Source organism: Pseudomonas serbiensis (genome assembly GCF_030580745.1).
In the GTDB taxonomy this organism is placed as follows: Bacteria; Pseudomonadota; Gammaproteobacteria; order Pseudomonadales; family Pseudomonadaceae; genus Aquipseudomonas; species Aquipseudomonas serbiensis.
Genome location: NZ_JAUQOO010000001.1, coordinates 15,607 through 36,533 on the forward strand (window position 1 = coordinate 15,607; position 20,927 = coordinate 36,533).

A 20,927-nucleotide genomic window follows, 5' to 3' on the forward strand; every position below is an offset into this window, starting at 1 on the left:
CTAATGGAATCTTGTTATTCGTGCGACTCGAAACAGCCTCTGAGGCGTCATCGCACGATGGGTGAAGGGCAAGGCCCTTCACCTTGCAAAGCGTTATGCGCCGACGATGATCGGTTTCGCCAGGGGCGGGACAGCGGCGCTGGTGGGCGCGATGCCTGCCTCGAACTCCGGGCGGAAATACTTGATCGCACTGCCCAGTGGCTCAACGGCTCCCGGTGCGTGAGCACAGAAGGTCTTGCCTGGGCCGAGGAAACCGACCAGACCGAGCAGCGTCTCGATATCACCGGCTTGCCCCTGACCGTTCTCAAGCGCACGCAGGAGCTTGACGCTCCATGGCAGGCCATCACGGCAAGGGGTGCAGAAGCCGCAGGATTCGCGGGCGAAGAACTCTTCCATGTTGCGCAGCAGCGACACCATGTTGATGCTGTCGTCTACCGCCATGGCCAGACCGGTGCCCATACGGGTGCCGACCTTGGCGATGCCGCCAGCGTACATTTGCGCATCCAGGTGTTCAGGCAGCAGGAAACCGGTACCGGCGCCGCCTGGCTGCCAGCACTTGAGCTTGTAGCCATCGCGCATGCCGCCGGCATAGTCCTCGAAGAGCTCGCGGGCGGTCACGCCGAATGGCAGCTCCCACAGGCCAGGGTTCTTCACTTTGCCGGAGAAGCCCATCAGCTTGGTGCCGTGGTCTTCACTGCCTTCGCGGGCGAGGGATTTGTACCAGTCGATGCCGTTGCCGATGATGGCCGGCACGTTGCACAGGGTTTCGACGTTGTTGACGCAAGTCGGCTTGCCCCATACGCCGACAGCGGCGGGGAAGGGCGGCTTGGAGCGCGGGTTGGCGCGACGGCCTTCCAGGGAGTTGATCAGTGCGGTTTCTTCACCGCAGATGTAACGCCCGGCGCCGGTGTGGACGAACAGCTCGAAATCGAAGCCGCTGCCCAGGATGTTCTTGCCCAGCAGACCGGCTGCCTTGGCTTCTTCCACGGCACGATTCAAGTGCTTGGCGGCGGTGGTGTACTCGCCGCGTAGGAAGATGTAGCCACGGTAGGTTTTCAGTGCGCGGGCACTGATCAGCATGCCTTCGATCAGCAGATGGGGCTGTTGCTCCATCAGCATGCGGTCTTTCCAGGTGTTGGGCTCCATTTCATCCGCGTTGCACAGCAGGTAGCGGATGTTCATGGATTCGTCTTTGGGCATCAGGCCCCACTTCACACCCGTGGGGAAGCCTGCACCGCCGCGACCTTTGAGGCCGGCATCCTTGACGGTCTGGACGATATCGTCCTGAGACAGGTCGGCGAATGCCTTGCGTGCCGCCGCGTAACCGTTCTTGGCCTGGTACTCGTCGAGCCAGACCGGCTCGGCGTCGTCACGCAGACGCCAGGTCAGCGGATGGGTTTCTGCACTGCGCGCGATGCGGTTGGCAGGGCCGAAGGAAGTCAGGGTCATACGTAGCCCTCCAGCAGTTTGGCAACGCCAGCGGGCTGTACGTCACCGAAAGTGTCGTCGTCGATCATCAGCGCCGGGGCTTTGTCGCAGTTGCCCAGGCAGCAGACCGGCAGCAGCGTGAAGCGGCCGTCAGGAGTGGTCTGGCCAAGGCCGATGCCCAGCTTGCTCTGGATTTCGTCGACTACCGATTCATGGCCGCCGATGTAGCAGACCATGCTGTCGCAGACGCGGATGATGTGACGGCCGACCGGCTGACGGAAGATCTGGCTGTAGAACGTTGCCACACCTTCGACGTCGCTGGCGGGAATGCCAAGGATCTCGCCGATCGCGTAGATGGCGCCATCCGGCACCCAGCCACGTTCCTTCTGGACGATCTTGAGGGCTTCGATGGACGCCGCGCGGGAGTCTTCGTAGTGATGCAGCTCGTGCTCGATGGCCGAGCGTTCGGTTTCGCTCAGGGCGAAACGGTCTGTCTGGATAAGCGTGCTGTTCATGCTTAGCGGTCCACGTCGGCCATAACGAAATCGATGCTACCTAGGTACGCGATCAAGTCCGCGACCATGCTGCCTTTGATCACCGAAGGGATCTGCTGCAGGTGCGGGTAACTTGGGGTGCGAATCCGGGTACGGTAGCTCATGGTGCCGCCGTCGCTCGTCAGGTAATAACTGTTGATGCCCTTGGTCGCTTCGATCATCTGGAAGGATTCGTTGGCCGGCATGACCGGGCCCCACGAAACCTGCAGGAAGTGCGTGATCAAGGTTTCGATGTGCTGCAAGGTGCGCTCTTTGGGCGGCGGCGTGGTCAGCGGGTGATCCGCCTTGTACGGGCCTTCCGGCATGTTGCGCATGCACTGGTCGATGATCTTGATGCTTTGACGCATCTCTTCGACGCGGACCATGCAGCGGTCGTAGGCATCGCCATTGGCCGCAAGCGGGACTTCGAACTCGAAGTTCTCGTAGCCGGAGTAAGGACGGGCCTTGCGCAGGTCGAAATCACAGCCGGTGGAACGCAGGCCTGCACCGGTGACACCCCACTCCAGGGCCTCTTTGGTGTTGTAGGCTGCGACGCCGATGGTACGGCCTTTGAGAATACTGTTCTGCAGTGCTGCCTTGGTGTATTCGTCCAGGCGTTTTGGCAGCCAGTCGACGAATTCCTTGACCAGTTTTTCCCAGCCGCGTGGCAGGTCGTGAGCAACACCACCAATGCGGTACCAGGCCGGGTGCAGACGGAAGCCGGTGATGGCTTCGATGACCTTGTAGGCTTTCTGGCGGTCGGTAAAGGTGAAGAATACCGGGGTCATGGCGCCCACGTCCTGGATGTAGGTACCCAGGAACAGCAGGTGGCTGGTGATCCGGAAGAACTCGGCCATCATGATGCGGATGGTGTCGACTTTCTCTGGCACCTTGATGCCGGCCAGCTTCTCGACCGAAAGCACGTAAGGCAGGTTGTTCATCACACCGCCCAGGTAATCGATACGGTCGGTGTACGGAATGAAGCTGTGCCAGGACTGACGCTCGGCCATCTTCTCGGCACCACGGTGGTGGTAGCCGATATCCGGAACGCAGTCGACGATCTCTTCGCCGTCCAGTTGCAGGATGATGCGGAATGCACCGTGCGCAGAAGGGTGGTTCGGGCCGAGGTTGAGGAACATGTAGTCCTCGTTCTCGCCGGAACGCTTCATGCCCCAGTCTTCCGGACGGAAGCGTGCGGCTTCCTCTTCCAGTTGCTGCTTGGCCAGGTTCAGGCTGTACGGGTCGAACTCGGTGGCGCGGGCCGGGAAGTCCTTGCGCAGCGGGTGACCTTCCCAGGTCGGCGGCATCATGATGCGGCTCAGGTGCGGGTGGCCGGGGAAGTCGATCCCGAACATGTCCCACACTTCGCGCTCGTACCAGTTGGCGTTAGGCCAGATACCGGTGACGCTTGGCAGGCTCAGGTCGCTTTCGGACAGGGCAACCTTGATCATCACGTCGCTGTTACGTTCTACCGAAAGCAGGTGGTAGAACACAGTGAAGTCGGCATCAGGCAGGCCGCGACGGTGAGTGCGCAGGCGCTCATCGACACCATGCAGGTCGTAGAGCATGGAGTAGGGTCTGGACACCTGTCGCAGGAACTTCAGTACCTCGACCAGATGGGCACGGGCGACCCACAGTACCGGCATGCCGGTACGGGTCGGCTGAGCCGTGAAGGCTTCGGCGCCAAAGCGGTTGTTCAATTCTACGACGACGTCTTGGTCGTCAGCCTTGTAAGGCGGGATGTACAGAGCGGTGTCTGCAGTCATAGGTCTCAATCACTTCGGTCAACGTACAGAATCAACCCGGTTCTTGTCTTTTTTATAAGAAGAGCGGGTTGGATCAGACTTCGTCGGGGCTGCGCAGGTTGGTGACCTGGATACGCTGTTCGCGGCGCTGTTCCTTTTGCGACGGCATTTCGGCGCGGTACACGCCTTGATCGCCGACGACCCAGGAAAGAGGGCGACGCTCCTGGCCAATGGATTCCTGCAACAGCATCAAGCCTTGCAGAAATGCCTCTGGGCGGGGCGGGCAGCCGGGCACGTACACATCGACAGGAAGGAACTTGTCCACGCCCTGAACCACAGAGTAGATGTCGTACATGCCACCGGAGTTGGCGCACGAACCCATGGAGATGACCCACTTGGGCTCAAGCATTTGCTCGTAGAGACGCTGGATGATTGGTGCCATCTTGATGAAGCAAGTCCCGGCAATAACCATGAAATCCGCCTGACGCGGCGATGCCCGGATGACTTCGGCGCCAAAGCGTGCGATGTCGTGGGGCGCCGTGAAGGCGGTGGTCATTTCCACATAGCAGCACGACAAGCCGAAGTTGTACGGCCACAGAGAGTTTTTACGCCCCCAGTTGACCGCGCCATTCAGCACGTCTTCGAGTTTGCCCATGTAGATGTTTTTGTGGACTTGATCTTCTAACGGATCGGAAACGGTTTCCCGTTTGCCGATTGGATACTGCTCATTAGGAGCATCCGGGTCGATCCTGGTGAGATTGTATTGCATCGCCAAAGCCTCATTGTTTTAGCTTCGCTTGCCGGTTACGGCGACCTTCAGGAGCCCAATCCAGCGCTCCAACCCGCCATAGGTAGACAAGACCTGCCAACAGAATTGCTATGAAAACGAGTGCTTCGACGAATCCGGTCCAGCCGCTTTCGCGGACGGACACAGACCAGGCAAAGAGAAAAAGGGCTTCAATGTCAAAGATCACGAAGAGCATCGCGACCAGATAGAATTTTGCGGAGAGTCGCAGGCGCGCACTGCCGGTGGGCAGCATGCCGGACTCGAAAGGTTCGTTCTTGCTGCGGCCCCAGGCCTTGCTTCCCAGCAGGCTTGAGACACCGAGCATGAAGGCGCAAAGACCGACAACACCCAAAAGGAAAATGGCGAAGCCCCAGTTGTGGGCAATCAAACCTGTCGATTCGGGCATGCTGGCAGTCCTTAATAGAGAGCAAAGGTCTCTGTGCTTGATAAAGAGTGAGTCCGTGACGATATGTCGCAGCGGGAGCATCGGGGTGATTTTATGTGCAAATACTTGGCAAGTAAATTTTCTACATCAAAATTATTTAATGAATTAATCGAATCTGGCATCTAGTAATGGCTGCAAGGCTTGTGGGCCGGGCCTTACCAAGGTTTTCACTAATTGCTTTTCTTAATAGGGAAAAGCAATAAAAGGAAATTTGAATGATAATTAATATCATTTGAATGAGCGTTTTATAGTTCGCCAGGGGATTCAGTGCTCCTGTTCTGTTTATTAAGACATTACAGTTGTATCACTGCGAACCGCATCAAAGGTTGTCCGGGGTCAATGCGCGGCGTTGAAACATGAAAAAACAGGCCGCCCGATCGGGCGGCCTGCCTGTCCGTTTCCTTGCACGAAGGATCAGTGGAACTGCTCTTCCTCGGTGGAGCCTTTCAGTGCGGTGACCGATGAAGTGCCGCCCTGAATCACGGTGGTCATGTCGTCGAAATACCCGGTGCCCACTTCCTGCTGGTGAGCCACGAAGGTATAGCCCTTGGCAGCATCTGCGAACTCCTGCTCTTGCAGCTTCACGTAGGCAGTCATGTCGTTGCGGGCGTAGTCGTGCGCCAGGTTGAACATGCTGTGCCACATGTTGTGAATGCCGGCCAGGGTGATGAACTGGTGTTTGTAGCCCATGGCCGAAAGCTCGCGCTGGAACTTGGCGATGGTCGCGTCGTCCAGGTTCTTCTTCCAGTTGAAGGAGGGCGAGCAGTTGTAGGAGAGCAACTGGTCCGGGTACTCCTTCTTGATGGCTTCGGCGAAACGGCGGGCTTCGTCCAGATCCGGCTTGGCAGTCTCACACCAGATCAGGTCCGCATAAGGGGCGTAAGCCAGGCCGCGGGAGATGGCCTGGTCCAGGCCTGCGCGCACTTTGTAGAACCCTTCAGGGGTACGGGCTCCGGTGACGAAAGGCTTGTCATAAGGGTCGCAATCGGAGGTCAGCAGGTCGGCGGCATTGGCGTCGGTGCGGGCCAGGATAATGGTCGGTACGCCTGCAACGTCAGCAGCCAGGCGAGCGGCAACCAGTTTCTGCACGGCTTCCTGGGTCGGGACCAGAACTTTGCCGCCCATATGACCGCATTTCTTGACGGACGCCAGTTGGTCCTCGAAATGCACGCCGGCGGCACCGGCTTCGATCATGCTTTTCATCAGCTCATAGGCGTTGAGCACGCCACCGAAGCCAGCTTCGGCATCGGCCACGATGGGCGCAAAATAGTCGATATAGCCTTCATCGCCCGGATTCTTGCCCGCTTTCCACTGGATCTGGTCGGCGCGGCGGAACGAGTTGTTGATCCGCTTGACCACGGTCGGAACCGAGTCCACCGGGTACAGCGACTGATCGGGGTACATGGACTCGGCGGAGTTGTTGTCGGCAGCAACCTGCCAGCCCGAGAGATAGATCGCCTGTATGCCTGCCTTGACCTGTTGCACCGCCTGGCCGCCAGTGAGGGCGCCCATGCAGTTGACGAAGTCCTTGTCTGGGCGGAAAGACGGCTTGGCACCTTGCGTGACCAGATTCCAGAGCTTGTCGGCGCCCATTTTTGCGAAGGTGTGTTCAGGTTGAACCGAGCCACGCAGGCGGACGACATCAGCAGCAGAATAGGTACGGGTCACGTTTTTCCAGCGCGGATTTTCAGCCCAGTCTTTCTCGAGAGCCGCTATTTGTTGTTCGCGTGTCAGTGCCATGGAGATAAACCTCATTGTCAGGTTTTGGTTGGAAGATCCTGCTCCGCCAAAACGCCTCGTTTATCGAAGGCACGGTAGATGGCTGCTCGCTTGTCAGAGGTCAGCAATAAGCGCGGTGCGACGGGGGAGCGAAGTGCTCGGGAGAGGAAGGCGCAGGTGTGGCGGCGCGAGTGAGCAATCCGGCTCGTGGATGCCTTCTTGCTTTGCTCGAACAGCTTTGCCGATCAACCGCTAACGCTTCCGTCCCCAGGGACAACTTCGTTCCAGTCGTAACCTCGTCAAACAGCCTTGTGGGCAATATCGACGGGAATCGGCTCAGGCTTAGAGCTTCGATCCTGAGGCTTTTTGAAGGCCTCTGATTAGCGGGAGCGAGGCAATCATGCCTCGCTCTTTTTTACTCGTCAAACGTTTTGTAGTGCTTTTTTATTGGCACTACATCTTTGGTCTAATGCGACTGTCTGGTCACTAAAAGGCCCGTGTGTGCCGGGTTTCACGCCATTGCCGATTATTCAAGGCTTTCGACCTTGACCCGCAGAACCATGTCGTCGCGACCCTGGGTGGAGTAGCGTTGCGCTATGCCACGCTGATCAGCCACCGATTGATCGCTGGAACCCGCCAGAGTGATCCATTCGCCCAGGCGTCCGCTGACCTGGCTGTCGGTGCTCTGGACCTTGATGGCGTCCGGTCGCTCCTGGCTCAGGCGATCTCGATTGGTGCTGATGTTCAGGTGGACGATATCGCCGGTAACGCTGGCCGTGACATAGAAGCCCTGAGTGACGTTGCGATATTCGGTATTGCTCTGGGGATAGCCATAAGCGTCCGTGCGAGTGGTGGTCAGAGGTACGCTCTGGCCTGTCTGAATCAGTGCAGGCGTGCCTTCGGTGGCTTGCACCTGCTGTACGCCGCCATCGCGGCTGGAGGTGCCGTAGCTGATGATGCGAGTTGCATTGCCGCCGTTGGTGGTTCGTGCGGCACTGTCACTGGTGTCGACGCTGATGAGCAGGCGTTTGGGGGCGGTGTCCAGTTGCGAGATCAGGGCGCGAAGTTCTTCGATCTTGCGTGATTCGGCATTGACGATCAGTTGGTTGCCGTAGGCGCTGACCGAGCCGTCCGCTCCCAGAAAGGATTTGGCGACTGGCAGCAGATCCGCGCTGGTGCGGTAATTGAGCGGTACGATTTCGGTAGCGGCCAGCGTACAGGTGCTGAACGCGACAAGTAATGAAGTGAGCAGGGTACGTAACAACATGTCCAATCTCCGCGAGGGGCGCGTAAAAACCGAGTGTGCCACTTTGTCGGCCAGGGGTGGGGGCAAGTTGAATTGGCAGATGGCAAAACGCCCCGGCATTTCCTGTTCCAGCATAGTCATGCTGCAAGAAAATGGCGGGGCGTTACGTTATGTAGTGCCTTGAAAATCGCCTACATATCGGTCTGGATCAGGCCTGACGCACCATATCGATATGCGGCAGCCCGGCTTCGAGAAACTCGTCGCCGACCACGGTGAAACCAAAGCGCTGATAGAACGCAACGGCCTGAACCTGCGCACTGAGCTTCTGCTGCTTCAGGCCACGGGTCTGTGCTTCTTCGAGGATGGCGGTCAGCAGCATTTCACCGGCTTTCAGGCCGCGCCAGTCCTTGAGGACCGACAGGCGGCCGATCTCGCCGTCCGGCAGCAGTCGGGCAGTGCCGACGGCATAATCGCCTTCACGGGCCAGAAAATGTATGGCGTCGCTATCCTCCGAGTCCCATTCCAGTTCCGGTGGTACCGATTGCTCGGCAATGAACACGGCTTCACGAATACGCCGGATATCGGCGTTATTCTTCTGCCAGTCCGCGACGGATACAGTGATTTTATTCATCGGCAAATCCCAGGCTTCCTTGTTTTACGAGTTCGCAAATCAGATTGCGTCCCTCTTCATCGGCCAACCATTGGCCGAGGTTTTCGCTGTGCAGCGAATCGGCCGCACAAATCAATTTAAGCAGTTCGCGCAGGCTGCCCGGCAAAAGACGACTTTGGCCACTGGCGAACAGTAGCAGATCGTCATCAACTTCAGACCATGCCAGGCGTGCGCTTGGGTTGCGAATGAGAACTGCGCCCTGTTCCAGGCTGTCGAGCAGGTCCTCTTCTTCGAGTTCCGGGCCGACGACCAGCTCCGGGTAGCGAGGCTCGGTCATGAACTGGCCAAACCAGGTCAGCAGCAGGCGTTCGTCGCTCATGTGCTCGGCCAGCAGTGTCTTGAGACGGTCAAGGGCGTCTTTCTGGATCTGATGCGGGTCGCTGGCCGGTTGTGCGTCGGCGTCGGTGTAACGCTCTTCATCCGGGATGAACTGGCTGAGGAAGTCGGTGAAGTGGGTCAGTACTTCCGCAGCGCTCGGTGCCCGGAAACCTACCGAGTAGGTCAGGCAGTCATCCACTGCAACGCCGCTGTGTGCAAGGCGTGGCGGCAGATACAACATGTCGCCCGGCTCCAGAGTCCACTCTTCAGTCATCTGGAAATCCGAAAGGATGCGCAGGTCTGCGTGAGGGAGCAGCGGGCTTTCGGAGTCGCACATCTGGCCGATCTGCCAGTGACGTTTGCCATGACCTTGCAGCAGGAATACGTCGTAATTGTCGTAATGTGGCCCGACGCTACCGCCCGGTGCGGCGTAGCTGATCATGACGTCATCGATACGCCAGCTTGGCAGGAAGCGGAAATTCTCCAGCAGTTCGCTGACTTCGGGAACGAATTGATCCACGGCCTGGACCAGCAGGGTCCATTCGCGCTCAGGCATCTTGCTGAAATCGTCTTCGGTGAACGGGCCGCGACGCAATTCCCATGGGCGTTCGCCGTTTTCGATGACCAGTCGGGATTCGACTTCTTCTTCCAGGGCCAGGCCAGCCAGCTCGTCAGGATCGATCGGGCTTTGAAAGTCCGGCAGCGCCTGACGGATCAGGAGGGGCTTTTTCTGCCAGTAGTCACGCAGGAAAACACGCGCGCTCATGCCGCCCAGAAGTTGAAGAGGAATATCAGGATTCATTTGTAAGCCCTTGAAATGAAAACGCCCGGCACAGCCGGGCGTGTGCAGAAAGTGTTACTTGTCAGATACGCTTGGCTTGCGCCACGGCATTACCGATGTAATTGGCTGGAGTCAGCTTCTTCAGCTCGGCCTTGGCCTCGGCTGGCATGTCCAGGCCGTCGATGAAAGTTTGCAACGCTTCAGGGCTGATGCCCTTGCCGCGTGTCAGTTCTTTCAGTTTTTCGTACGGGTTTTCGATGTTGTAGCGACGCATTACGGTCTGGATAGGCTCTGCCAGAACTTCCCAGCATGCGTCCAGGTCGGCAGCGATGCGCTGTTCGTTCAGTTCCAGCTTGCCGATGCCCTTGAGGCTGGCTTCGTAGGCGATAACGCTGTGTGCAAAGCCCACGCCCAGGTTGCGCAGTACGGTGGAGTCGGTCAGGTCGCGCTGCCAGCGGGAAATCGGCAGTTTGCTCGCCAGATGCTGGAACAGTGCGTTGGCGATACCCAGGTTGCCTTCGGAGTTCTCGAAGTCGATCGGGTTGACCTTGTGCGGCATGGTCGACGAACCGATTTCGCCTGCAATGGTGCGCTGCTTGAAGTAGCCCAGGGAGATGTAGCCCCAGATATCGCGATCGAAGTCGATCAGGATGGTGTTGAAGCGGGCAATGGCGTCGAACAGCTCGGCGATGTAGTCGTGTGGTTCGATCTGGGTGGTGTACGGGTTGAAGCCCAGGCCCAGTTCGTCTTCGATGAAGGCGCGAGCGTTGGCTTCCCAGTCGATGTCCGCATAGGCCGACAGGTGAGCGTTGTAGTTGCCTACCGCGCCGTTGATCTTGCCGAGCAGGGGAACTGCGGCGATCTGGGCGATCTGGCGCTCCAGACGATAGACGACGTTTGCCAGTTCCTTGCCCAGAGTGGTCGGGGAGGCTGGCTGACCGTGGGTGCGCGACAGCATCGGCACGTCGGCGAAGCGCTGGGCCAGTTCGCGGATGGAGTCGGCGATCTGGCGCATCAGCGGCAGCATCACGTTGTCGCGACCTTCGCGCAGCATTAGGGCGTGGGACAGGTTGTTGATGTCTTCGCTGGTGCAGGCGAAGTGGATGAATTCACTGACCTTGTCCAGCTCAGGCAGTTTGGCAGCCTGTTCCTTGAGCAGGTATTCCACGGCTTTAACGTCGTGGTTGGTGGTGCGTTCGATTTCTTTCACGCGCTCGGCGTGTTCCACGGAAAAGTCTTCAGCCAGGGCATCGAGGATGGCGTTGGCTTGCGCGGAAAACGGCGGTACTTCGCTGATTTGCGGGTGAGCTGCCAGGCGCTGGAGCCAGCGAACTTCAACCATCACGCGAAAGCGGATCAGGCCGTATTCGCTGAAAATAGGGCGCAGGGCCTGGGTTTTGCCGGCGTAGCGGCCATCAACAGGGGAAACCGCAGTGAGCGAAGAAAGCTGCATGGGGTGGTCTCGAACAGTCGGGCAACGAAAAGGGGCGCATATCATACATGAAATTTCAGTCCGACTGGGTCGGACTGACCAGCGTAGATAGCGTCGTGCCTGGGTGGTAAGGGTCGCAGTTGCGTGGCGGGTCAGCCGTGCATCAGCGGATAGAGTTCTTTCAATAACTTGCGTCGGTTGAAGACCAGTTGCCAGCGATGACCGCCAACTTGTCGCCACAGACGGGCCGAGCGAATGCCGGCCAGCAACAGGGCGCGGATCTTCGAGGCGTTGTTGGGTTGCTGCAGGTTACGCATGTCGCCATGAACCTGGATGCGCTGGCGCAGAGTGCTCAGGGTGTCCTGATAAAGCGCGCCGGTGGCGGCGATCACGTTTTCATGGGCAATGCCGAAATGCTCCGCCTGGGACTGGATTTGCGGCAGGCGTTTGCCGATCACTTCCAGCATGTCATCCCGTTTGGCCAGCTGCCGCTCAAGGCCCAGCATCGACAGGGCGTAGCGCAAAGGCTCGCGCTGCAGGGTCGCGGGGTCACGCTCCAGAGCGCTGGCCATGGCGCGGTAGCCTTCGCGCAGGTTCAGGTCGTCGCCACCATAAACCTCCAGCGTGTCCTTGGGGTCCAGCACCAGCAGGCTGCCGAGCATGCAGCTCAGCCCGGCTTCGCTGACCTGTCCGGTCTTGGCAATCCTGTCGACCAGCATGGCGGCCTGGAATACGCCGCCCAGAGCGATCAGTTGCTCCTGAATTGGGGTCATCAACGCTTGTCCTTGCTCTTCCAGGGTTCGGCTATTTCAATGACGCCGCCCCCCAGGCAGATTTCACCGTCATAGAACACCACGGACTGACCGGGTGTCACGGCGCGCTGCGGTTCATCGAATAGGGCGCGGTAGCCATCAGCGGTCTTTTCCAGCGTACAGTGCTGGTCGCCCTGGCGATAACGAACCTTGGCGGTCAGTTTCTTCGGGCTGCTCAGGTCTATCGGGTTGACCCAATAGATCTGCGAGGTGACCAGTGCCTGGGAAAACAACCATGGATGGTCGTTGCCCTGGCCGACGATCAACTCGTTGTGTTCCAGGTCCTTGACCAGTACATACCACGGATCATCGCTCGCATCCTTCAGGCCGCCGATGCCCAGGCCCTGACGCTGACCGATGGTGTGATACATCAGGCCGTTGTGGCGGCCGATGACTTCGCCTTCGGTGGTCTTGATCTCGCCGGGCTGGGCGGGAAGGTACTGGCGCAGGAAATCCGTGAAACGGCGCTCGCCGATAAAGCAGATGCCGGTGGAGTCCTTCTTCTTGGCTGTCGCCAGACCGTGTTTCTCGGCGATGGCACGCACCTCGGGCTTTTCCAGTTCGCCGACCGGGAACAGCGTCCTGGCAATCTGTTCGCCGCCTACGGCATGCAGGAAATAGCTCTGGTCCTTGTTCGGGTCCAGGCCTTTGAGCAGTTCGGTACGGCCGTCGATATCGCGGCGACGTACATAATGTCCGGTTGCAATCAGGTCGGCGCCGAGCATCAGGGCGTAGTCAAGGAAGGCCTTGAACTTGATTTCCCGGTTGCACAGGATGTCCGGGTTGGGCGTGCGGCCTGCCTTGTACTCTTCCAGGAAGTGCTCGAACACGTTATCCCAGTACTCGGCGGCGAAGTTGGCGGTGTGCAGCTTTATGCCAATCTTGTCGCACACGGCCTGAGCGTCTGCCAGGTCTTCGCGGGCAGTGCAGTATTCCGTTCCGTCGTCTTCTTCCCAGTTCTTCATGAACAAGCCTTCCACCTGATAACCCTGCTCCATGAGCAGGACAGCGGAAACGGATGAGTCCACGCCGCCGGACATGCCGACTATGACGCGCTTGTTTTCTGGGTTGCAGTGGGCTGGATCACGCATGGGAGTTCAATGGGTGGCCTTGAAAAGGACGCGATTCTATCAGGCTGTGGGCGTCGAGTCTCACGCCTTGTCGCGCAGCAAGGCAAGACTGAAGTGTTCGCCATTCAGATAATCATCGACACAGCGCAGGACCAGCTCGCTGCGCCAGCGATGCTGCTGGGTCAGGAGTTCGTCGCGTGTCAGCCAGAGCGGGCCGACAATGCCTTCGTCCAGCGTGTATTCGGGATGATGGCGCAGGGCCTTGGCGGCAAAGCAGATGCGTTGGTAAGTCACGCCATTGCTGGGCGCGGTGTATAGATAAATGCCGATCACGCTGGTCAGTTCGACGTCCCAGCCGGTTTCTTCCAGGGTTTCGCGCACGGCCGCGTGTTGCAGGCTTTCGTTCGGGTCCAGATGGCCGGCGGGTTGGTTGAGTACTGCTTGTCCGCCCTTGATCTCTTCGACGAGCAGGAAGCGGCCCTGATCTTCGACGATGGTGGCGACGGTAACGTGGGCTTGCCATTCCATAATGTTGCTACTCGTGTATGGGGGTAGGAGGCAGCTTGCTGGCGAAAAGGCCTGTGAAACCGGCAGATATTCTGCGCCTGTACGCTGAAGTCGCCAGCAAGCTGCCTCCCACAAAGTGATTGATGACCTTTGAATTTCTCGGCCCTGAAATACAAAAGCCCCGGTGCGTGGCCGGGGCTTTTGCAGGTCATGTGTCTGACCGGTTTGCCACTTACAACGCAGCGATTGCGGCGTTCAAGGTTGCGCTAGGACGCATGGCTTTGCTGGTCAGCTCAGGGTTGGTGAAGTAGTAACCACCGATTTCCACTGGTTTGCCCTGGACAGCGTTGAGCTCGGCAACGATTTTCTCTTCGCTGTCGGTCAGTGTCTTGGCCAGCGGGCTGAACTGCGCCTTGAGGGCGGCATCGTCGTTTTGAGCAGCCAGAGCCTGTGCCCAGAACAGGGTCAGGTAGAAGTGGCTGCCGCGGTTGTCGATGCTGCCGACTTTACGCGAAGGCGACTTGTTACGGTCCAGGAACTCACCGGTAGCCTGATCCAGAGTCTTGGACAGAACCAGGGCTTTCGGGTTGTTGTAGGCATTGCCCAGGTGCTCAAGCGAAGCGGCCAGAGCCAGGAACTCGCCCAGGGAATCCCAGCGCAGGAAGTTCTCTTCGACGAATTGCTGAACGTGCTTCGGAGCCGAACCGCCAGCGCCGGTTTCGAACAGGCCACCACCATTCATCAGCGGCACGATCGACAGCATCTTGGCGCTTGTGCCCAGTTCCATGATCGGGAACAGGTCGGTCAGGTAGTCGCGCAGTACGTTACCGGTCACCGAGATGGTGTCTTTACCGGCGCGGGTGCGCTCCAGGGTCAGCTTCATGGCTTCGACCGGCGACAGGATCTGGATGTCCAGGCCCGAAGTGTCGTGGTCGCGCAGGTACTTCTGGACTTTCTCGATCATGACGCTGTCGTGGGCGCGTGCCGGGTCGAGCCAGAAAACGGCTGGAGTGTTGCTGGCGCGCGAACGGTTGACGGCCAGTTTGACCCAGTCCTGGATCGGCGCGTCCTTGGCCTGGCACATGCGCCAGATATCGCCGGTTTCGACGTTCTGTTCCATCAGCAGGTTGCCCTGGCTGTCGGTCACGCGGACCACGCCATCGGTCTTGATGTGGAAGGTCTTGTCGTGAGAGCCGTACTCTTCGGCTTTCTGAGCCATCAGGCCAACGTTAGGTACGCTGCCCATGGTGGTCGGATCGAAGGCGCCGTTTTTCTTGCAGTCTTCGATGACGGCCTGGTAGATGGTCGCATAGCAACGATCCGGGATAACGGCCTTGGCATCGTGCAGTTGACCGTCGGTGCCCCACATCTTGCCGGAGTCACGGATCATTGCAGGCATCGAAGCGTCGACGATGACGTCGCTCGGTACGTGCAGGTTGGTGATGCCTTTGTCGGAGTTGACCATCGCCAGTTGTGGGCGAGTGGCGTAGACCGCCTGGATATCAGCCTTGATTTCAGCTTGTTTTTCAGCTGGCAGGGCGCCGATGCGGTCATACAGATCGCCGATGCCGTTGTTCAGGCTGAAGCCGATTTCTTTCAGGGTGTCTGCGTGCTTGGTCAGCGCATCCTTGTAGAACTCGTCGACGATCTGGCCGAACATGATCGGATCGGAGATCTTCATCATGGTGGCTTTCAAATGCACCGAGAACAGAACGCCTTGTTTCCGGGCGTCTTCGATTTCAGCGGCAATGAAGCTGCGCAGGGCTTTCTTGCTCATGACCGAGCAATCGATCACTTCGCCAGCCTTGACGCTGGTTTTCTCTTTGAGAACGGTAGCGGTACCGTCCTTGGCGATCAGTTCGATCTTGACGCTGTTGTCTGCTTCGATCAGAGCGGCTTTTTCGCTGCCGTAGAAGTCGCCGCTGCTCATGTGGGCAACGTGCGCCTTGGAGTCGGCAGCCCATGCGCCCATCTTGTGCGGGTGCTTGCGAGCGTAGTTCTTGACCGAAAGCGGTGCGCGGCGGTCGGAGTTGCCTTCACGCAGAACCGGGTTCACGGCGCTGCCCTTGACCTTGTCGTAACGTGCGCGGGTTTCTTTTTCCGCGTCGGTGGACGGCGCTTCCGGGTAGTCCGGGATCTTGAAGCCCTGTTCCTGCAGCTCTTTGATGGTCGCCTTCAATTGAGGGACCGAGGCGCTGATGTTCGGCAGCTTGATGATGTTGGCTTCTGGCGTTGTAGCCAGTTTGCCCAACTCGGCGAGATGATCCGGCACTTGCTGATCGGCGCCAAGCGATTCGGGGAAGCTGGAAAGAACACGGCCCGCCAGGGAGATATCACGTGTTTCGACGTCGATATCGGAAGAGGCTGTAAATGCTTCGATGATTGGCAGAAGCGAGTAGGTGGCGAGGGCTGGAGCTTCGTCAGTGAAGGTGTAGATGATCTTCGAGCGGTTGGACATTGGTATTAACTCTCTGTTTTGCTGAGCATGCACAAAATCTCGATACGCGCAGGGTATGCACTCTTGCCCAAAGTTCTGTCATGGGCACAAGTCGAGGTTTATTCGCGGTGATGTTAGGTGCATCAGTCGAGCGTCAAGCTGTCGGGCGGGGTAGCAGCCCGACGCATATATAAAGCTGAAAGTCTCATTCCAGAGGCTTCGGCCTTTATGACTCTGCGGTCACGTCGCGAGTATATCAAACCCTTGGCGCCAAGCATTAATGCTATGCGTGCTATCGAATGGCGACTATTCGCCGTTGGTCGAACGAACAGGCTCAAAACCAAGGCTTTCGGGGCTTTTCGGGGTCTTCGGACTGGCGGGCTTTGCCTGTGCCTGTGGGGTTGACTAGGCTCAATGGCTGTCAGGATGTCCACTCAGCCCGCACCGGAGTCCCGCATGGCATATCAAAAAACAATAATTCCCGCCGTCGGTGAGAAGATCACTGTCAACGCAGACCACTCCCTGAACGTTCCCGATAATCCGATCATTCCCTTCATCGAGGGGGATGGCATTGGCATCGATATCACGCCCGTCATGATCAAGGTGGTGGATGCGGCAGTCAGCAAGGCATATGGCGATACACGCAGGATTTCATGGATGGAGGTCTATGCCGGAGAGAAGGCGACCCGGATTTACGACCCGGACACCTGGCTGCCCCAGGAAACGCTGGATGCTGTGAGGGAGTACGTGGTTTCCATCAAGGGGCCTCTGACCACACCGGTCGGTGGCGGCATTCGTTCGCTGAACGTTGCCTTGCGCCAGCAACTGGACCTGTATGTCTGCCTGCGGCCGGTGCGATGGTTCGAGGGCGTGCCCAGCCCGGTCAAGAAGCCCGGCGATGTGAACATGACGATCTTTCGTGAAAACTCCGAAGATATTTATGCCGGGATTGAATGGAAGGCAGGATCTCCCGAAGCGACCAAAGTCATCCGTTTTCTGAAGGAGGAGATGGGGGTCACGAAAATCCGCTTTGATCAGGATTGCGGTATCGGGGTCAAGCCTGTTTCCCGAGAGGGTACCCGGCGTCTGGCGCGCAAGGCGTTGCAGTATGTGGTCGACAATGATCGCGACTCGCTGACCATCGTGCATAAAGGCAACATCATGAAATTTACCGAAGGCGCCTTCAAGGAGTGGGCTTATGAGGTTGCCGCCGAGGAATTTGGTGCGACCCTGCTCGATGGTGGCCCCTGGATGCAGTTCACCAATACTCGTACCGGCAAGGATGTGATCGTCAAGGATGCCATCGCCGATGCGATGCTTCAGCAGATCCTGCTGCGTCCGGTCGAATACGATGTCATTGCAACGCTTAATCTCAATGGGGATTACCTTTCCGACGCGCTGGCTGCCGAGGTTGGAGGCATCGGGATTGCGCCAGGTGCCAATCTCTCGGATACCGTGGCGATGTTCGAGGCGACGCATGGTACGGCGCCAAAATATGCCGGTAAGGATCAGGTCAATCCGGGATCCTTGATTCTGTCTGCCGAAATGATGCTGCGGCACATGGGGTGGGTCGAGGCTGCCGATCTGGTTATAAAGGGCACCAATGGCGCGATTGCCGCTAAAACTGTTACTTATGATTTCGAGCGTTTGATGGAGGGCGCGACGCTGCTCTCGTCATCGGCGTTCGGCGATGCCCTGATTGCGCACATGTGAGCAACCGCTGCCGTGCAGCAGCCAGTTCAGTCATCCTGAACTGGCTGTTTCTTTCATGGCTGGCGTCTGTGGTGGTCTGCTTCAGGCCGACACATTAGCTGGCTTTTGTGCTGCGCTTGAAGCATCTGCGGATGTTGGAACAGTAGCTGTGGACGCAGACGAGATATTCACGGCATGTAATCCCTTTGGCCCTTGAATGATCTCAAATTGGACCGGTTGGCCTGCCTTGAGCGTTTTGTAGCCATCCATTTGTATGGCTGAATAATGAGCAAACAGATCTTCATCTCTGCCATCGGCAAGAATAAATCCATAGCCTTTTGCATTATTGAACCACTTGACTTTACCACTGAGCATAGCCATATCCCTCTGCAAAGGACTCCGTCTGGAGTATCATCCACCTCAATCCGCCTGGCCTAAAAAAAATTTTGGTTGACTGCGCGGACCCTTTTTACCCAATGTGGGCTCTATTGTTTGTAACACCGATTAGCTGATAGTCAAGGTCATGCGGCGGTCGATGTGAAAACCGGTCATGCTGCGACTAAATTATTCAACCCGCTCTTTATACGAACCTTTCTTTACCATGCATGCAATCAGCAAGATTCGACTAACATTCAATCAGGACGGTCCACAGTCACACGAGGACGACTCAGCTGGCATTGCGTTGCAGGACGCCAAGCCCACCCTGCAGGCGCCACCAATGTACAAGGTGGTTTTGTTTAACGATGATTACACCCCTATGGATTTCGTCGTCGAAGTTCTTGAGGTGTTTTTCAACCTGAATCGTGAGCTGGCCACCAAGGTCATGCTGGCCGTCCATACAGAGGGGCGGGCAGTATGCGGATTGTTTACCCGCGACATAGCCGAAACCAAGGCAATGCAGGTCAATCAATACGCCCGGGAAAGCCAGCATCCACTACTCTGTGAGATCGAGAAGGACGGTTAAACGCCGGCCACTTGGGTATGAGGTGAAGCTATGTTAAACCGTGAGCTCGAAGTCACCCTCAATCTTGCCTTCAAGGAAGCTCGCTCAAAACGTCATGAATTCATGACGGTCGAGCACCTCCTGCTGGCTCTATTGGATAATGAGGCTGCAGCCACTGTCTTGCGTGCCTGCGGCGCAAACCTCGATAAGCTCAAGCATGATCTGCAGGAGTTCATCGACTCCACAACTCCACTGATCCCCGTCCATGATGAGGATCGTGAAACCCAGCCGACGCTAGGGTTCCAGCGCGTGTTGCAACGTGCAGTCTTCCATGTACAGAGTTCCGGCAAGCGTGAAGTTACCGGTGCCAATGTGCTGGTTGCGATTTTCAGTGAGCAGGAAAGCCAGGCCGTCTTCTTGCTCAAGCAGCAGAGCGTGGCCCGGATTGATGTCGTCAATTACATCGCCCATGGTATCTCCAAGGTTCCAGGGCATGGCGAACACTCTTCTGAAGGTGAGCAGGATATGCAGGACGACGAGGGTGGCGAGGCTTCTTCCTCAGGCAATCCTCTGGATGCCTATGCAAGCAACCTGAACGAACTGGCGCGCCAGGGGCGAATCGACCCTCTGGTCGGGCGTGAGAGTGAGGTCGAGCGCGTTGCTCAGATTCTCGCCCGTCGTCGCAAGAACAACCCTCTGCTGGTGGGTGAGGCGGGTGTTGGCAAGACGGCCATCGCCGAAGGGCTGGCCAAGCGTATCGTCGACAATCAGGTGCCGGATCTGTTGGCCAGCAGCGTCGTCTACTCCCTTGATCTGGGAGCATTGCTGGCGGGTACCAAATATCGCGGTGATTTCGAGAAGCGTTTCAAGGCGCTGCTCAATGAACTGCGCAAGCGGCCTCATGCCATCCTGTTCATCGATGAGATTCATACCATCATCGGTGCGGGTGCAGCTTCTGGCGGGGTGATGGATGCTTCCAACCTGCTCAAGCCGCTGCTGTCTTCCGGCGATATTCGTTGCATCGGCTCTACCACCTTCCAGGAGTTCCGCGGGATTTTCGAGAAGGATCGCGCCCTGGCGCGTCGCTTCCAGAAAGTCGATGTCTCCGAGCCGTCGGTCGAGGACACCATTGGTATCCTCAGAGGGCTCAAGGGGCGCTTCGAGCAGCATCACAGCATCGAGTACAGCGACGAAGCGTTGCGCGCCGCTGCCGAGCTGGCCTCTCGCTACATCAATGATCGGCATATGCCGGACAAGGCGATTGACGTCATCGACGAAGCCGGTGCCTTCCAGCGCCTGCAACCGGCCGAGCGTCGGGTCAAGTGCATCGATGTGCCGCAGGTCGAAGATATCGTCGCGAAAATCGCGCGTATTCCCCCGAAACACGTCAACAGTTCCGACAAGGAGCTGCTGCGTAATCTGGAGCGCGATCTCAAGCTCACCGTCTTTGGCCAGGATGCAGCTATCGACTCGCTGTCCACGGCAATCAAGCTGTCTCGTGCCGGGCTGAAGTCACCTGACAAACCCGTGGGTTCCTTCCTGTTTGCCGGGCCTACCGGCGTCGGCAAGACGGAAGCGGCGCGTCAGTTGGCCAAGGCTCTGGGCGTCGAGCTGATTCGCTTCGACATGTCCGAATACATGGAGCGTCATACCGTTTCGCGTCTGATCGGTGCGCCTCCGGGCTATGTCGGTTTCGATCAGGGCGGTCTTCTTACCGAGGCCATCACTCGTCAGCCGCATTGCGTATTGCTGCTCGATGAAATCGAAAAGGCGCATCCTGAAGTCTTCAACCTGCTCTTGCAGGTCATGGACCACGGTACGCTCACCGATAACAACGGGCGCAAGGCGGATTTCCGCAATGTGATCGTCATCATGACCACCAACGCAGGTGCCGAGTCGGCAGCGCGGGCTTCGATCGGTTTCACGCATCAGGACCACTCGTCCGATGCAATGGAAGTGATCAAGAAGAGTTTCACGCCGGAGTTCCGCAACCGTCTGGACACCATCATCCAGTTTGGCCGTCTCAGCCACGAAGTCATCAAGAGCGTGGTCGACAAGTTCCTTACCGAGCTTCAGGCGCAACTGGAAGACAAGCGTGTGCTGCTCGAAGTCTCCGACGCTGCCAGAAGCTGGCTGGCGCAAGGTGGCTACGATGCCGCGATGGGCGCTCGACCAATGGCTCGCCTTATCCAGGACAAGATCAAGCGTCCCCTGGCTGAGGAGATCCTGTTCGGTGAGTTGTCGGAGCACGGTGGCGTTGTGCATGTCGATATCAAGGATGGTGAGATCACCTTTGATTTCGAGACAACTGCCGAGATGGCTTGACGGTAGTCTTGCCCTGACACTCAGCAATGGGTGTCAG

The 20,927-nt window shown here is 58.0% G+C and carries 18 protein-coding genes; 3 read left to right on the top strand and 15 right to left on the bottom strand.

What is annotated here, in order from left to right; translation table 11 throughout:
• Positions 1 to 93 precede the first annotated feature (93 nt).
• The 14 genes from nuoF to Q6A51_RS00145 form a co-directional block, all read right to left on the bottom strand.
• Positions 94 to 1,449: an NADH-quinone oxidoreductase subunit NuoF gene (gene nuoF / locus Q6A51_RS00080; RefSeq protein WP_201003329.1), complete on the bottom strand. Its 1,356-nt coding sequence runs from the start codon at positions 1,447 to 1,449 to the stop codon at positions 94 to 96.
• Positions 1,446 to 1,943, bottom strand: coding sequence for an NADH-quinone oxidoreductase subunit NuoE (nuoE, locus tag Q6A51_RS00085; protein WP_201003327.1), 498 nt, complete (start codon positions 1,941 to 1,943; stop codon positions 1,446 to 1,448). Before nuoE ends, nuoF begins: the two co-directional genes overlap by 4 nt.
• 2 nt (positions 1,944 to 1,945) lie before the next feature.
• The gene (nuoC, locus tag Q6A51_RS00090) at positions 1,946 to 3,727 is read right to left on the bottom strand and encodes an NADH-quinone oxidoreductase subunit C/D (protein ID WP_201017803.1); all 1,782 of its coding nucleotides are present in this window, start codon (positions 3,725 to 3,727) and stop codon (positions 1,946 to 1,948) included.
• A 73-nt stretch (positions 3,728 to 3,800) separates the two neighbouring features.
• On the bottom strand, positions 3,801 to 4,475 hold the full coding sequence (locus Q6A51_RS00095; protein ID WP_025259479.1) for a NuoB/complex I 20 kDa subunit family protein: 675 nt from the start codon (positions 4,473 to 4,475) through the stop codon (positions 3,801 to 3,803).
• A gap of 10 nt (positions 4,476 to 4,485) precedes the next feature.
• Positions 4,486 to 4,899 carry an NADH-quinone oxidoreductase subunit A gene (locus Q6A51_RS00100; RefSeq protein WP_032627857.1) on the bottom strand — a complete coding sequence of 138 codons (414 nt, stop codon included), beginning with the start codon at positions 4,897 to 4,899 and terminating at the stop codon, positions 4,486 to 4,488.
• Positions 4,900 to 5,352: 453 nt separating this feature from the next.
• Complete coding sequence (gene aceA / locus Q6A51_RS00105; protein WP_201017802.1) at positions 5,353 to 6,678, bottom strand: isocitrate lyase; 1,326 nt, start codon at positions 6,676 to 6,678, stop codon at positions 5,353 to 5,355.
• 505 nt (positions 6,679 to 7,183) lie between these two features.
• Entirely contained in the window at positions 7,184 to 7,924 is a 741-nt protein-coding gene (locus Q6A51_RS00110) for a secretin N-terminal domain-containing protein (RefSeq protein WP_201003321.1), read from the bottom strand.
• A 187-nt stretch (positions 7,925 to 8,111) separates the two neighbouring features.
• Entirely contained in the window at positions 8,112 to 8,534 is a 423-nt protein-coding gene (locus Q6A51_RS00115; RefSeq protein ID WP_201017801.1) for a GNAT family N-acetyltransferase, read from the bottom strand.
• Positions 8,527 to 9,693 (bottom strand): ribosomal protein uL16 3-hydroxylase, encoded by a 1,167-nt coding sequence (locus tag Q6A51_RS00120; RefSeq protein WP_201003317.1) that lies wholly within the window; start codon positions 9,691 to 9,693, stop codon positions 8,527 to 8,529. The genes Q6A51_RS00115 and Q6A51_RS00120 overlap by 8 nt, the downstream gene beginning before the upstream one ends.
• A gap of 61 nt (positions 9,694 to 9,754) precedes the next feature.
• The gene (purB, locus tag Q6A51_RS00125; protein ID WP_201017800.1) at positions 9,755 to 11,125 is read right to left on the bottom strand and encodes an adenylosuccinate lyase; all 1,371 of its coding nucleotides are present in this window, start codon (positions 11,123 to 11,125) and stop codon (positions 9,755 to 9,757) included.
• A gap of 131 nt (positions 11,126 to 11,256) precedes the next feature.
• Positions 11,257 to 11,877, bottom strand: a complete 621-nt coding sequence (gene hflD / locus Q6A51_RS00130; RefSeq protein ID WP_201003314.1) for a high frequency lysogenization protein HflD — start codon at positions 11,875 to 11,877, stop codon at positions 11,257 to 11,259.
• Positions 11,877 to 13,007, bottom strand: a complete 1,131-nt coding sequence (mnmA, locus tag Q6A51_RS00135; RefSeq protein ID WP_025259487.1) for a tRNA 2-thiouridine(34) synthase MnmA — start codon at positions 13,005 to 13,007, stop codon at positions 11,877 to 11,879. The genes hflD and mnmA overlap by 1 nt, the downstream gene beginning before the upstream one ends.
• A 60-nt stretch (positions 13,008 to 13,067) precedes the next feature.
• On the bottom strand, positions 13,068 to 13,514 hold the full coding sequence (locus tag Q6A51_RS00140) for an NUDIX hydrolase (RefSeq protein WP_304573820.1): 447 nt from the start codon (positions 13,512 to 13,514) through the stop codon (positions 13,068 to 13,070).
• A gap of 211 nt (positions 13,515 to 13,725) precedes the next feature.
• Positions 13,726 to 15,951 (bottom strand): NADP-dependent isocitrate dehydrogenase, encoded by a 2,226-nt coding sequence (locus tag Q6A51_RS00145; RefSeq protein ID WP_304573821.1) that lies wholly within the window; start codon positions 15,949 to 15,951, stop codon positions 13,726 to 13,728.
• Positions 15,952 to 16,386: 435 nt separating this feature from the next.
• Here Q6A51_RS00145 and icd point away from each other — a divergent pair, with 435 nt between their 5' ends.
• Complete coding sequence (icd, locus tag Q6A51_RS00150) at positions 16,387 to 17,643, top strand: NADP-dependent isocitrate dehydrogenase (RefSeq protein ID WP_304573822.1); 1,257 nt, start codon at positions 16,387 to 16,389, stop codon at positions 17,641 to 17,643.
• Positions 17,644 to 17,724: 81 nt separating this feature from the next.
• Here the strand turns inward: icd and cspD are convergent, their stop codons facing one another.
• Positions 17,725 to 17,997 carry a cold shock domain-containing protein CspD gene (gene cspD, locus Q6A51_RS00155; protein ID WP_201003306.1) on the bottom strand — a complete coding sequence of 91 codons (273 nt, stop codon included), beginning with the start codon at positions 17,995 to 17,997 and terminating at the stop codon, positions 17,725 to 17,727.
• Positions 17,998 to 18,223: 226 nt separating this feature from the next.
• Here cspD and clpS point away from each other — a divergent pair, with 226 nt between their 5' ends.
• Positions 18,224 to 18,586, top strand: a complete 363-nt coding sequence (gene clpS / locus Q6A51_RS00160; RefSeq protein ID WP_025259492.1) for an ATP-dependent Clp protease adapter ClpS — start codon at positions 18,224 to 18,226, stop codon at positions 18,584 to 18,586.
• Positions 18,587 to 18,616: 30 nt separating this feature from the next.
• Positions 18,617 to 20,890 carry an ATP-dependent Clp protease ATP-binding subunit ClpA gene (gene clpA / locus Q6A51_RS00165; protein ID WP_201003304.1) on the top strand — a complete coding sequence of 758 codons (2,274 nt, stop codon included), beginning with the start codon at positions 18,617 to 18,619 and terminating at the stop codon, positions 20,888 to 20,890.
• Positions 20,891 to 20,927: the final 37 nt, after the last annotated feature.